The sequence below is a fragment of the Diaphorobacter sp. HDW4B genome (assembly GCF_011305535.1).
Classification (GTDB): domain Bacteria; phylum Pseudomonadota; class Gammaproteobacteria; order Burkholderiales; family Burkholderiaceae_C; genus Diaphorobacter_A.
Window position 1 is genome coordinate 3,581,759 of record NZ_CP049905.1, and the last position, 13,611, is coordinate 3,595,369.

Genomic DNA, 13,611 nt, shown 5'->3' on the forward strand with positions numbered 1-13,611 from the left:
GTGTCCGATGACGCGCTGGATGACGAGCAACACCCGCTCGCTGCACGCATCCTGATCGCGCTGATGCAGGAGCTGCAAACGCGCGGCGACGATGCGGTATCGCTGCCGCGCCTGTCGAAAATTCTGGGTGAAAGTGCCAGCGTGCTGATGCGCGAGATCACGCTGATGAGTGATGCGCAGATTGGCGTGCAGCGCGGCCCCGGCTGGGTGCGCGTGCGGCAGGAAGATGCGCGCTGGCGGGTGTCGCTGACGGCTGCGGGCCGCGCGCTGATGAACGACGGCGACCCGCAGAAATAGCCGCGAACGCTGCGCTCAGGCAGCCATGTCGAGCAGTGCCTGACCACTCATGCGGTAGCGAATCCATTCCTTTTGCGGCAATGCGCCGAGACTGTCATAGAACTCCAGCGATGGCGTGTTCCAGTCGAGGCAGCTCCACTCGAAACGGCCGCAATCCTTTTCCACGCAGATGCGCGCGAGCGCCTTGAGCATGGCCTTGCCCGCGCCCTTGCCGCGTGCTGCGGGATCGACGTAGAGGTCTTCCAGATAGATGCCGTTGCGGCCCTGCCAGGTGGAGTAGTTGAAGAAGTACACGGCCATGCCCACGGGCACGCCTTCGGATTCGCAGATCAGCGCATGGGCCGTCGCGCCGGGCGAAAAGATGGTGCAGTGCACATGTTCTTCGGTGGTCTGCACTTCGTGCTCGGCGTTTTCGTAGATCGCAAGATCGCGCACGAAACGCAGGATGGTGGCCGTGTCGCCGATCACGGCGGGGCGGATCACCAGCGTGGAAACTTCTGTCTTGCTCATGGCTTCAAAAAATCGTTCTTCATCATTCGACACGCAGGCCGCTGGCACCTGCTTCGACGTGGCCGATCACTGCGGCGCTGCCAAAGCCTTCACGCGCGAAGATCGCGAGCACGTCATCCACGGCTTCAGGCGCGCACGACACGAGCAGGCCGCCCGATGTTTGCGGGTCGCTCACGAGGTTCTGCGTCGTCGCATGCAGGCCGGGTGCGAGTTGCACTTCAGCGCCGTAAGCGGCCCAGTTGCGACCGCTCGCACCGGTCACGTTGCCTTGTTCGGCCAGTGCGATCACGCCGGGCAGCAGCGGCACCTTGGCCCAGTCCACCACCACTTGCACGCCCGCACCGCGCGCCATTTCAAGCGCATGTCCGGCCAGGCCAAACCCCGTCACGTCGGTGATCGCATGCACGCCGGGCAGCTCGGCCAACAGCGGGCCGGGTGTGTTCAGTTGGGTGGTGTTGGTGATCATTTCGCGGTAGCCCGCATCGTCGAGCTTGAGCTTCTTGAGCGCAGCCGAATAGATGCCCACGCCCAGCGGCTTGCCCAGCACCAGCACGTCGCCCGCCTTGGCTTCGGCGTTGCGGCGCACGCGGTCGGGGTGGACCAGACCCATGGCGACCAGACCGTAGATGGGCTCGACCGAGTCGATGGTGTGGCCGCCCGCAATCGGAATGCCCGCCGCGCGGCACACGTCCTGACCGCCGCGCACGATGGCACCGATCACGTCGAGCGGCAACTGGTTGATCGGCATGGCGACCAGCGCCAGCGCCATGATCGGCTTGCCGCCCATGGCGTAGACATCCGACAGCGCATTCGTCGCGGCGATGCGACCGAATTCATATGGATCGTCCACGATGGGCATGAAGAAATCGGTGGTCGCGACCAGCGCCTGCGAGTCGTTGAGTTTGTAGACGGCGGCATCGTCCGAGGTCTCGATGCCCACCATCAGCTCGGGTGGAATCACGGCGTTCGCGCCGCTGGATTTGAGGATCTCCGACAGCACGCCCGGCGCGATCTTGCAGCCGCAGCCGCCGCCATGCGAGAGCGATGTGAGGCGCGGCAGTGCAGTGGCGGGTGCGGTGGAGGGGCTGGATGAAGACGGTGTGGCAGTCATGGCGATCCGGGAAAGTGGTCTGGGGAAATCAACCCATCATCATCCCAGATTTGAGCGGCCAAGCTGCGCACGCGGATATGGGCAAGGGCGCGGCGCGGCATGTCGGCAAAACCGCACCGCCGACGTCGTGAGCCGATTCGTCGGACAATAGCGGCCTTGCGGGATGAATGACCGATGCGGCGTGAGCTGCGTCGGCGGCGATGGCACGGGTTTGCAGCGCTGGGTGAGTTCGCCCGCAAAGGATTCAACCAGCGAGCCTGTATTCGCCTTTCTTGGCGGTGCGGCTCGGATTGCACCAGCCATGTCTCACTTCAAACCCGTACGCCCCGCAGATCGCCACCAGTTCGACGCCCTCATCGATGCGCGTTCGCCCGCGGAGTTCGCGCTCGACCACATTCCCGGAGCCATCAACTGCCCCGTGCTCGACAACGAGGAGCGCGCCATCGTCGGCACGTTGTTCGTGCAGCAAGGCGCTTTCGAGGCGCGGCGCGTGGGCGGCGCGATGGTGGCGGCCAATCTCGCCAAACATCTGCACGAGCAATTCGCCGACAAGCCCGAACGCTGGAAGCCGCTGGTCTATTGCTGGCGCGGCGGCATGCGCAGCGGCTCCATGGTGCAGTGGATGCGCTTGGTCGGCTGGGACGCGCAGCAGCTCGCGGGCGGCTACAAGTCTTTTCGCCGCCATGTGATCACGCAGATCGAAGAGCTGGTTCCGCAACTGCAGTTGCGCGTGATTCTTGGCGCTACGGGCAGCGCCAAGACGCGCGTGCTGCAGGCTCTCGAAGCGCAAGGTGCGCAGGTGCTCGATCTGGAACATTGCGCGCGGCACAAGGGTTCGCTGCTTGGCAATTTGCCGGGCATCGAGCAGCCGTCGCAGAAGAATTTCGAGACGCAGATCGGCACCGTGCTGGAAAAGCTCGATGTCTCGCGCCCGCTGTATCTTGAAGGCGAAAGCGCGCGCATCGGTCGTTTGACCGTGCCTCTGCCACTGGTCGATCGGATGCGCGAAGCCACTGCCATCGAGATTGCGGCCACGCCCGACGCGCGGCTTGACTATCTGCTGCGCGACTACGCTTATCTGGGCGACGATGTCGACCTGCTGACCGGAAAACTCAGGGTGCTGACAGAATCGCTGGGCAAGGAAACCGTAGGCCGCTGGCAGAACTGGGCGCAGGAAGGGCAGCTCTCGCCCCTGTTCGCCGAACTCATGCGCCTGCATTACGACCCACACTACCAGCGCTCGCAGTCCAACCACTTCAAGCTCTGGGACAAGCGCCAGTGCATCGAGGCGACGTCGCTTGCCAAGGCGGATATCGAGCGCATTGCCATGCAGATTCTTGCGCTCGAATCGGCGGGTTGAGCGGTCATTGGCCTGTCTACAAACGCTGACAGACCTGCCACGAACGATCTGAGATAGTCCTGCGATAGTTTCAAAAAGCAGGGAGGTTCGTTCGTGTCGCGTCATCAGTTTTTCCATAGTTTCCGTAGCACTTGCCAAATCCACGTTCTGGCAGGATTGGTCTATGCCGCGAGCACGGCTACTGCACATGCCGCGCCCGCAGGCGTCAGCACCGGCGGGTGCGAGGTGCTTGCATCGGGCCAGTTGCGCACCAGCGAGTATCTGTACAACTACCAAGGCGGCTGCAAGAACGGTCTGGCCGAAGGCGAGGGCAAGGCGACATGGCAGTTGCGCCATGCCGAGAGCGCTCCGCCGATCACATGGCAGGGACGGTTTGCGCAAGGCGTCTTTCTGGCCGAGCGCCAGACAACAGGCGCCAGGCGTGTGGACAACCTGCGCGTGCTGCTCGATCTGGGCCCACTCGATGCGCCCAAAGGTGCGCAGCCCGGTCGCCTGTGGGCAGAAGGCCGCGTCGAAGGCAAGCTGCCCGCGTCGGCCTGCCAACCGCTGAGTCTGCAGGTCTCGACCAACGGCACGTTGAGCGATGACGCGGTCGCCAAAAAGTGGTTGGAAAACGCCTACGCACGCTGGTTGGAGGTCTGCAAACAAAGCAGCGTCGATGCGCTCAAGGGCCGTTATCTGCGCGTGCAATTGCACGAAGGCGCAGCGTGGACCCCCGATTCGTTCGGCAACATTCCAGCAGGTGTAGTGCAGGGCTCCAGAGACTTTGCTTCGTCGGTCGGCAACCCCAAGGAGTGGGTCAGCTACACCAATCGAGCTGCCCAGCAGCAGGCGGCCAATGTGAAGAAACAGGAAGACGCCGCGCGCGACAAGAAAGATGCAGAGGACCTGGTCGCCAACCAAGCGCGCGTTCGGGCCTTCGCCCACAAACATGGCGCGAACAAATATGCCGAGATCGAATCACTGCAAAAAAACCCGTTCCGATTCGGCAACGACGTAGTCCTGCTCGCCGTACGCGTGCGCGAAGCACGCACACCCGAAGAAGCCTTCGTGCGCCCGGCACGCAGCAATCGCTATGAGTGGTCGTACGTTCTGCTGCGCGGCGCGATTGCCAGTTGGGACGAGCAAGGCCGCATCGTCGCCGCACGCGTCAAGGGCCGATCCACCGACGAGCAGACGCGTGATGCGGTGATTCTGGAAATGCTTGGAAGTCAACGCTGCGAGACGCCGAATTGCGAAGACTATCTGCTCATGCCCGGCAAACGCTGGCTTGCCGAAGACGGCTTGAGCGACAAGCAGTAAGCGTATTTTGAAGCTACGGCCTACGCAGCGCCGACGATACTGGAATCACTACCCACAATGACGAGATAGGCCCTCAGGCGCGATGCAAAGCCACAGACAGTATCAGGGCGACTTGTCTCGGGTGCCCCCGAGCATCGCATCCGTGATTCCGGCGATCTGCGGCGTTGCAGAGCCTCGCAATAGCGGTGCTATTGCTGCGTTCTGCGCCTTGCATCTCATCCAGAATCACGGCGCGCTGCATCGGGTTCATCCAAGACAAGTCGCCCTCGGCAAGGCTTTGCAACAAAGCATGAGGGCCTATATCGTCATCTCAAAACGACCAACCAATCGAAGCGGAACGCTTCGTAAAAACAAACAAAAAGATCAAGTCCCAGCGCGTTCGATCATGGCGTGGAGGAGCACGTTGCAGCCGGCGGTGATGTGCTCGGGCTTGGCATCTTCGATCTCGTTATGGCTGATGCCATCCTTGCACGGAATGAAGATCATCCCTGCAGGTGCCAGTCGCGCCATGTAGACGGCATCGTGCCCTGCGCCGGAGACGGCATTCATGTGCGAATATCCCAGCGTTTCCGCGCCACGGCGCACGGCCTCGATGCAGTCGGCGTTGAACGGTTGCGCGGGGTAGCTCGACACCAGATCGATCTTGATCGGCAGTCCGGTTTCCTTGCTGATCTTGTCGGCCACCGCGCGGATGTCTGCGTCCATGGCTTCGCAGTCGGCATCGGTGGCGTTGCGCAGGTCGATGCTGAATTTCACTTCGCCCGGAATCACGTTGCGGCTGTTGGGGTGCACATGCACCATGCCGACCGTGCCGCGTCCATGCGGTGGATGGCGGTGCGCGCAGGCCACCACTTCCTGCATCACGCGAGTAGCGACTTGCAGCGCATCCTTGCGCAGCGCCATGGGCGTGGGGCCCGCATGCGCTTCCATGCCGGTGACGGTGCAGTCATACCAGCGGATGCCGAGCACGCCGGTGACCACGCCGATGGTCTTGTCGTTGTCTTCAAGCACCGGACCTTGTTCGATGTGGGTCTCGAAATAGTGACCGATGGGGTGGTCGCCCGGTTCCTCGGGGCCGATGTAGCCGATGCGCGCAAGTTCGTCCTTGACGCTCTTGCCCTCAGTGTCCTTGGCGGCGTAGGCATGGTCCAGCGTGAAGGCCTTGGCGAACACGCCCGAGCCCATCATCACGGGCACGAAGCGTGAGCCTTCTTCATTGGTCCAGAACGCAACTTCGATGGGCGCTTCGGTTTCGATGTGGTGGTCGTTCAGTGTGCGCACCACTTCGATGCCCGCGAGCACGCCGTAGTTGCCGTCGAACTTGCCGCCGGTCGGCTGGGTGTCGATGTGGCTGCCGGTCATGATGGGCGGCAGGCTGTTGTTGCGGCCGGGGCGGCGCATGAAGCCGTTGCCGATCTTGTCGATGGTGACGGTCATGCCGGCTTCCTTGGCCCAGCGGGTGACGAGGTCGCGGCCCTTCTTGTCCAGATCGGTGAGCGCCAGACGGCAGACGCCGCCCTTGGCCGTTGCGCCGATCTCGGCGAGTTCCATGAGCGACTGCCAGAGGCGCTCGCCGTTCACGCGCACTTGGCTGACGTCGGTGGCAGTGGTATTTTTCACTTTGGTATCCATGTTGGTTATCTCCTGAGGCTATTTTGCAGCAGAAGCCGCTCAGCCCTTGCGTTCAACCGCTGTCGGCGCGAGGTCTTGCGCGCGTTTCTGCACGGCCTGGAAGTTGGGGCCGAAGGCAGGGCGTTTGAAATACTGCCCCGCGTTCTTTTCCGCACGCAGATCGCCATTGGCATAAACGACCTTGCCACGGCTGATGGTGTGGCTGGGCAGGCCGGTCACATTGCGGCCTTCGAAGATGTTGAAGTCGCCCTTGGAGTGCTGCGTTTTCACCGACAGCGTCTTGGTGGCCTTGGGGTCCCACAGCACCACATCGGCATCCGCGCCGGCGCCGACAAAGCCCTTGCGTGGATAGACGTTGAACAGCTTGGCGGTGTTCGCCGAGGTGACGGCGACAAACTCGCTGGGCGTCAAGCGACCGGTGTTCACGCCCGCATCCCAGATCACGGCCATGCGTTCTTCCACGCCGCCGGTGCCGTTCGGCGTCTTGGCGAAGTTGTCCTTGCCGGCGGCTTTCTGTGCAGCGCAGAACGTGCAGTGGTCGGTCGCCGTGGTGTGCAGATGGCCTGCCTGCAGGCCGCGCCACAGGGCTTCCTGGTGTTCCTTGGGACGGAACGGAGGGCTCATCACATAGGCTGCAGCGGTGGCGTAATCGGGATTGCGATAGACGCTGTCGTCGATGGTCAAATGGCCTGCCAGCACTTCGCCGTAAACACGTTGGCCGCGAGCACGTGCGCGGGCGATGGCGTCAGCGGCTTCGATGCAGCTCACGTGCACCACATAGATCGGCACGCCCAGCACGTCGGCAATCGCGATGGCGCGGTTGGCGGCTTCGGCCTCGACCATCGGCGGGCGCGACAGCGGATGGCCTTCGGGGCCGGTGATGCCCATGCGCGCCACTTCCTGCTGCAGCAGATAGACCAGCTCGCCGTTTTCGGCATGCACGGTCGGCATGGCACCCAGTTCCAGCGCGCGCTTGAAGCTGTTCACCAGCGTTTCGTCGTCGCACATGATGGCGTTCTTGTAGGCCATGAAATGCTTGAAGCTGTTCACGCCTTCTTCGCGCACCAGCGTGCCCATATCCTCGCGCACCTTGTCGCTCCACCAGGTGACGGCGACGTGGAAGGAGTAGTCGGAAGCGGCTTTCTCCGCCCAGCCGCGCCACTTTTTGTAGGCATCCATCAACGGTTCCTGCGGATCGGGAATCACGAAGTCGATGATGCTGGTGGTGCCGCCTGCCAGGCCTGCTGCAGTGCCGGTGAAGAAGTCGTCGGCCGTGACCGTGCCCATGAAGGGCAGCTGCATGTGCGTGTGCGGATCGATGCCGCCGGGCATCACGTATTGGCCGCTGGCGTCGAGTGTTTCCGTGCCGGAAGGAGCCTGGGCGACAGCCGATTCTCCGACGGCCGCGATCTTGCCGTCGACGATCAATACGTCGGCGCGTTCTTCGCGGTCGGCATTCACTACGGTGCCACCACGGATCAGAATAGGGCGGCTGGCTGTGCTCATCATGTTGCTCCTTTGCGTGCTGAAATGTCTTTTGCGGAATACCGGGTTTGCTGGGTGTTCTGACGAAATGTGCTTTCGTTCTGTTTTGACAGTCTTCGTTTTGGGGTGCCGATATAGGCCCTCATGCTTTGAAAGCAAAGCCTTGCCGTATGAACATACTGTCTGCGGCTTTGCGTCGCGCCTGAGGGCCTATCTCGGCATTGGGGTTAAAGGTTCCAATGCCGTGCACGCTGCGCAGTCTGCTGTGTTGAATACCAATGCAATTTCTCTCAGCTTATTCCGTTTGAAAAAAGGGGCCGCACCAATGGCGGCCCCTGCTCACGCACGCCTCAAAGTGGCCTGCGTGGATGCCATGTGGCTGCCCATGCCGAGGCGGTAGACCACGGCGGCGATGAACAGGCCGATGAACCAGGCGTAGGCATACAGCTCCTTGAAGACGCTGCCTACGTTGGGGAAGGTGTTGGGGAAAGCGGCGTTCAGGAAGCCGGGGACGTTGGGCGCGACGCCGATCACGAAGGCCGCTACGGCTACCCAGTTCCAACCGCCGGAGTAGGTGTATTTGCCGTTTTCTTTGTAGAGTTCGGGCACGTCGAGTTGTGTGCGACGGATGAGGAAGTAGTCCACCATCAGGATGCCGGCAATCGGACCGAGCAGGGCGGAGTAGCCGATCAGCCAGGTGAAGATGTAGCCCTGTGTGGATTCGAGAATCTTCCAGGGCATCATCACGATGGCGATGGCCACGGTGATGTAGCCGCCGGTGCGGTAGCTGATCTTGCGTGGGTTCAGGGCCGAGAAGTCATAGGCCGGGCCGACGAGGTTGGCGGCCAGATTCACGCTCACGGTGTCGACCAGCAGCACGATCAGCGCGATCAGCACGGCGATGCCGGTCATGCGTGCTGCTACATCGACGGGGTCCCACAGCGCCTTGCCGTAGATGACCACCGTTGCCGATGTGACGATCACGGCCAGACCTGCAAGCAGGCCCATGGGAACGGGCAGACCGATGGCTTGGCCGACGACTTGGTCGCGCTGCGATTTGGCAAAACGCGTGAAGTCGGGAATGTTCAGCGCGAGCGTGGCCCAGAAGCCGATCATGGCGGTGAGCGATGGCCAGAAGGTGCCCCAGAACTGGCCTGCCTTGGGGCCGCCTGCTTCGAATGCGGAAGGCTTGTTCAGGATGGGACCGAAGCCGCCCGCCTTTTCATAGACCCACCACAGCAACACAAAGCAGATGACGATCTTCGCGGGAGCGGTGTAGGTTTCGAGCTTGCGGATCGACTCGATGCCGTGCACCACGAAATAGAACTGGATGGCCCAGAACACCAGGAAGCAGATGAGCTGCGCGAGGTTGATGCCGAGGCCCGGAATCTTGTCGCTCTCCAGCGGATGGCCGAGGATCACGCCCAGCAGCGTGTAGATCATCAGGCCGCCGAACCAAGTCTGGATACCGTACCAGCCGCAGGCCACCAGCGCGCGCAGCACGGCGGGCAGCTTGGCCCCTTTGGTGCCGAAAGAAGCGCGTGCGAGCACCGCATAGGGAATACCGTATTTCGCGCCCGCATGACCGATGAGCAGCATGGGCACCAGCACGATCACGTTGGCGAGAAACACCGTCATCACCGCCTGCATGGCCGACATGCCGCCTTCGACCAGACTGGCTGCCAGCGTGTAGGCCGGGATGCACATCACCATGCCGATCCACAGGGCGGTGAAGTGGTACCAGCGCCAGGTTCGCTGCGCCTCGGTGGTGGGCGCTAGATCGTCATTTGTCAGGTCGCTGGCGGCACCAGCGGTATGCGGGCTTGTCATGGGAACGCTCCAGTTGGTTTCAATGATTTTTCAAGGGAAGCAAACTCTCATCTCACTAGCAAAAAACCTACCACTTTCAGCAACCACCATTGCCCCGGATTGGGGCAATGGCGGTGCTTAACTCACTCTCGAACTCCATCCGTCCAAACTGCAAAAGTGACGATATTCACGCCTCTGCCGCAGTAAGGCATTGGGGATTGTTCGGATGCGTGGTCCAATTGGCATATTCGCCTGTCACCTTGATGCCGGTGCGTGCATCCACTTCGCCCACGGCCAGCGCGCGCATGGAGATCGTGTCCGGGACCGGGCAGATCGATACGCACAGGTTGCAGCCGACGCACTCGGCTTCGTTGATTTCGAACTTGCGTTCTCCGTTCTCTCCCTTCTTGTAGAAGATGGCCTGGTGCGAGGTGTCCTCGCACACCACATGGCAGCGACCGCACTGGATGCACGAGTCCTGATTGATCACGGCCTTGTCGATGTGGTTGAGATTGAGCTGCTTCCAGTCCTTGACCGTGGGAACGGCCTTGCCCCGGAAGTCTTCGATGGTCTTGTAGCCGTGCGCGTCCATGAAGTTGGACAGACCATCGCACATGTCCTCGACGATCTTGAAACCGTAGACCATGGCCGCAGTGCATACCTGCACCGAGCCGCAGCCGAGCGCAATGTATTCGGCCGCGTCACGCCAGGTGGTGATGCCGCCGATGCCGCTGATCGGCAGACCCGCAGTCTCCACATCGCGCGCGATTTCACCCACCATGTTGAGCGCGATCGGCTTGACGGCCGGGCCGCAGTAACCGCCGTGCGAACCCCAGCCGCCGGTGTTGGGGTGCATGGCCATGGATTCGAGATCCACGCCCATGATGGAGTTGATCGTGTTGATCAGCGAGACCGCATCCGCACCGCCGCGTTTGGCCGCGCGGGCAGGCTGGCGCACGTCGGTGATGTTGGGCGTGAGCTTCACGATCACCGGCATCTTGGAGTAATGCTTGCACCACTCGGTCACCATCTGGATGTATTCGGGCACCTGACCGACCGCCGCGCCCATGCCGCGTTCGCTCATGCCGTGCGGGCACCCGAAGTTCAGTTCGATGCCATCCGCGCCCACGTCTTCGACCATGGGAAGAATATTCTTCCAGCTCTCTTCGACGCAAGGCACCATCAGCGAGACGATCATTGCGCGATCGGGCCACAGGCGTTTGACGCGGCGGATTTCCTCCAGATTCTGGCGCAGTGGTCGGTCGGTGATCAACTCGATGTTGTTCAAGCCCATCACGCGGCGGTCCTGCGACATGAGGGTCGAATAGCGCGGGCCGTTCACGTTGACGACTGGTGGATCTTCACCCAGCGTCTTCCACACCACGCCGCCCCAGCCCGCTTCGAAGGCGCGGGTGACGTTGATCTCCTTGTCGGTCGGCGGTGCAGATGCAAGCCAGAACGGATTGGGACTCTTGATGCCCAGAAAATTGCTGCTGATATCGGCCATGTTGATTCTCCTGATTCGGGTTCGGTGCGACGGTGGAATGTGCTGCTCAAGCCGCATTCAACGCAGCGTGGATGGACTGCGCGGCGACCTTGCCGTGCTCCACCGCTTCGACGGTGAGGTCGCGCCCTCCCGCGCGACAGTCACCGCCCGCCCAGACACGCGCGACGCTGGTGCGTCCCTCGTCGTCCGTGGCGATCCTCCCGGATGTCAATTGGATTTCTTCGCCCGCGTGATCGGCGGTGTAGCTCTGGCCGATGGCTTTGAGCACCATGTCGGCTTCGATCACGAATTGCTCGTCGGTCTCGGTGATGCCGCCGTCCGCGCGTTGCGTGGTCATCGCAAAGCGCACACCGCTCACCTTGCCGTTGTCGCTCAGAATCTCCTTGGGCGTGCTCCAGTGCTTGATCTTCACGCCGTGCGTCTGCGCCCAGCGCTGCTCCACGGTCGATGCCGACATCGCGGATGCGCCACGGCGATACACGATGGTCACGTCTTCGGCACCCAGCTTGGTGGCCTGCACGGCAGCATCCACGGCGGTCATGCCGCCACCGATCACCACCACTTTGCGACCGACCGGGATCTCGGAGAAACTGCCTGCCTGGCGCAGTTCCGCAATGAAATCGACCGCATTGCGCAGGCCTTCCGCCTGAGGTTCCGCGATGCCGATGCTGTTGACGCCGGAGAGGCCGAGACCGAGAAACACCGCGTCGTAGCCTTCGAGCAGCGAGTCCACCGTCATGTCGCGGCCGAGGCGCTGATTGCAGCGCACCGAGATGCCGCCGATGGACAGAAGCCAGTCGATTTCCTTCTGCGCGAAGCCGTTAGTCGTCTTGTACGTGGCAAGGCCATATTCGTTCAAACCGCCAAGTTTGGGTCGGGCATCGAATAAGACCACGTCGTTGCCACGCATGGCGAGACCATGCGCCGCCGCCAATCCCGCAGGGCCCGCGCCCACTACGGCGATGCGCTTGCCCGTGGATGCGGCGCGTGTGAGCAGTGGCGCTCCTGGGTTGTCGAACAGCGCGTCCGTAGCGTAGCGCTGCAGTGACCCGATCTCCACCGGCTTGTCTTCATTTTTGTTGCGCACGCAAGCCTGCTCGCACAGCACTTCGGTAGGGCATACGCGAGCGCACATGCCGCCCAGCGGGTTGGATTCGAGAATCGCCTTGGCCGCGCCGCGATCGTTGCCCTGCGCAATCCGCTGGATGAAGCTGGGAATGTCGATGCTGGTGGGGCACGCCGTCATGCAGGGCGCGTCGTAGCAGTAGTAGCAGCGCTCGGCTTCGATCAGCGCTTGCGGCTTGGTGAGCGGGGCGTGCGAGTCGCTGAAATTCACAGCGTACTCCACAAGGTTCAGGCGTGCGGCGTGCACTCCACACGCGCGGTTGGCGGTCGATTCCATCGTGGCTCCTCTTTATTTTGTGGGGCGGGTCAGAACAAGCGGGAAAGCGTGGCGGCGGCAAGGCGTGCGTGCTGCTGCATGGCAGAGGCGCGCTTGTGCCGCGTATGTGGCGTGTGAAAGCCAATGGGTTGAGCCGGTCGCAGCAAGGGCGACGGAATCGGATGCGCAAAGTCTCGAGGTGTCATCGCGGGCCTCTTCATGTTGCAGCAGGTCTTTGGTGCCTGCATGGGTGGCTGAAACGAATCGCGGTGCTTTCATCGTTGAGGCGATGGTGCGAACGCGTTTCGCTGTGGCTGAGGTAATAATTTACTTAGTGGTAAAAAATTACCAATCAGTAAAAACCCACGGTATGCAAACCCCATGCCTGAAATTGCCGCACTGCCGCATCACAATGGAGGCATGAAAGACGTGCCACCAGTTTCCATTTCCGATGCCCACAAACCCGTATCTGCTGCCTCCGTCCGCTCCACAACGGTGCGCAACAAGCACAAGGATGAAGCAGTGAGCGCCCCCCGAGATGGAACAGCGCCTGCCGCAACGCCAACCACCACACCTGTGACCGGAACGCGCGCGCCGACCGCATCGCGCCTGCGCAAGGAACAGGCGATCTTGAAAGAGGCGGAAAACCAGTTCGCCGTTTTCGGATTCGAAGGTGCGTCTCTCGAGAACATCGCCAACGCCGTGGGCATCAGCCGGCACAACCTGCTTTACTACTTTCCCAGCAAGGACGTGCTCTATCGCCGCGTGCTCGACGACGTGGTTTTTGGCTGGCTGGCGGGCATGGAGGACGTGTGGCGCGAACAGACCGACCCGGTCAAGGCGCTGCGTTCGTACATCCACGGCAAGCTGCGCTCGTCTTTCGAACGCCCGAATGCGGCCAAGATCTTCGCGAAGGAAGTGATCGCCGGAGCCCCGCGTTATGCCGACGTGATCGCTTCGTCCGTGAAGCCCGTGCTCGACCAGGAAGTGCAGGCCTTCGAGCGCTGGGCCCAGCACGGTCTGGTGGCCCGAATGGACTTCACCCACCTCATGTTCGTGATCTGGACCGTTACCCAAGCCTATGCAGAACACCAGGCACAGTTTGCGATTCTGCTGGGCAAGCCTGCGCTGGACGAGACCGACTTCGAACGTGCGGAGGAAGTGATCACGCGGTTGGTGTTGAGTGGGTTGGGGCAGAAGGTGGATTAGGTTTTTTT

At 62.0% G+C, this 13,611-nt stretch carries 11 protein-coding genes; 4 read left to right on the plus strand and 7 right to left on the minus strand.

The annotated features are described in order from the left end of the window. Positions 1 to 297: a hypothetical protein gene (locus tag G7048_RS16390; RefSeq protein ID WP_371747551.1), complete on the plus strand. Its 297-nt coding sequence runs from the start codon at positions 1 to 3 to the stop codon at positions 295 to 297. Between the two features lie 15 nt (positions 298 to 312). On the opposite strand, the gene G7048_RS16395 is transcribed toward G7048_RS16390, so the two are convergent. Then, positions 313 to 807, minus strand: coding sequence for a GNAT family N-acetyltransferase (locus tag G7048_RS16395; protein ID WP_166069166.1), 495 nt, complete (start codon positions 805 to 807; stop codon positions 313 to 315). A gap of 22 nt (positions 808 to 829) precedes the next feature. Beyond that, positions 830 to 1,918, minus strand: a complete 1,089-nt coding sequence (gene selD, locus G7048_RS16400) for a selenide, water dikinase SelD (protein WP_166069167.1) — start codon at positions 1,916 to 1,918, stop codon at positions 830 to 832. Between the two features lie 301 nt (positions 1,919 to 2,219). Between selD and mnmH the strand changes: the two genes are divergently transcribed. Together mnmH and G7048_RS16410 are read left to right on the plus strand one after the other, a co-directional pair. Next, positions 2,220 to 3,278: a tRNA 2-selenouridine(34) synthase MnmH gene (gene mnmH / locus G7048_RS16405; protein ID WP_166069168.1), complete on the plus strand. Its 1,059-nt coding sequence runs from the start codon at positions 2,220 to 2,222 to the stop codon at positions 3,276 to 3,278. 156 nt (positions 3,279 to 3,434) lie between these two features. Further along, the gene (locus G7048_RS16410; RefSeq protein WP_166069169.1) at positions 3,435 to 4,580 is read left to right on the plus strand and encodes a hypothetical protein; all 1,146 of its coding nucleotides are present in this window, start codon (positions 3,435 to 3,437) and stop codon (positions 4,578 to 4,580) included. Between the two features lie 363 nt (positions 4,581 to 4,943). On the opposite strand, the gene G7048_RS16415 is transcribed toward G7048_RS16410, so the two are convergent. From G7048_RS16415 to G7048_RS16435, 5 genes are all read right to left on the minus strand, one after another. Then, the gene (locus G7048_RS16415; protein ID WP_166069170.1) at positions 4,944 to 6,212 is read right to left on the minus strand and encodes a Zn-dependent hydrolase; all 1,269 of its coding nucleotides are present in this window, start codon (positions 6,210 to 6,212) and stop codon (positions 4,944 to 4,946) included. A 39-nt stretch (positions 6,213 to 6,251) separates the two neighbouring features. Next, positions 6,252 to 7,718, minus strand: a complete 1,467-nt coding sequence (gene hydA / locus G7048_RS16420; RefSeq protein WP_166071011.1) for a dihydropyrimidinase — start codon at positions 7,716 to 7,718, stop codon at positions 6,252 to 6,254. A 318-nt stretch (positions 7,719 to 8,036) separates the two neighbouring features. Then, on the minus strand, positions 8,037 to 9,527 hold the full coding sequence (locus tag G7048_RS16425) for an NCS1 family nucleobase:cation symporter-1 (protein WP_166069171.1): 1,491 nt from the start codon (positions 9,525 to 9,527) through the stop codon (positions 8,037 to 8,039). A 166-nt stretch (positions 9,528 to 9,693) separates the two neighbouring features. Next, positions 9,694 to 11,013, minus strand: a complete 1,320-nt coding sequence (gene preA, locus G7048_RS16430) for an NAD-dependent dihydropyrimidine dehydrogenase subunit PreA (protein ID WP_166069172.1) — start codon at positions 11,011 to 11,013, stop codon at positions 9,694 to 9,696. Between the two features lie 46 nt (positions 11,014 to 11,059). Then, positions 11,060 to 12,415, minus strand: a complete 1,356-nt coding sequence (locus tag G7048_RS16435) for an NAD(P)-dependent oxidoreductase (protein WP_166069173.1) — start codon at positions 12,413 to 12,415, stop codon at positions 11,060 to 11,062. Between the two features lie 501 nt (positions 12,416 to 12,916). Between G7048_RS16435 and G7048_RS16440 the strand changes: the two genes are divergently transcribed. Then, complete coding sequence (locus tag G7048_RS16440) at positions 12,917 to 13,603, plus strand: TetR family transcriptional regulator C-terminal domain-containing protein (protein WP_371747552.1); 687 nt, start codon at positions 12,917 to 12,919, stop codon at positions 13,601 to 13,603. Positions 13,604 to 13,611: the final 8 nt, after the last annotated feature.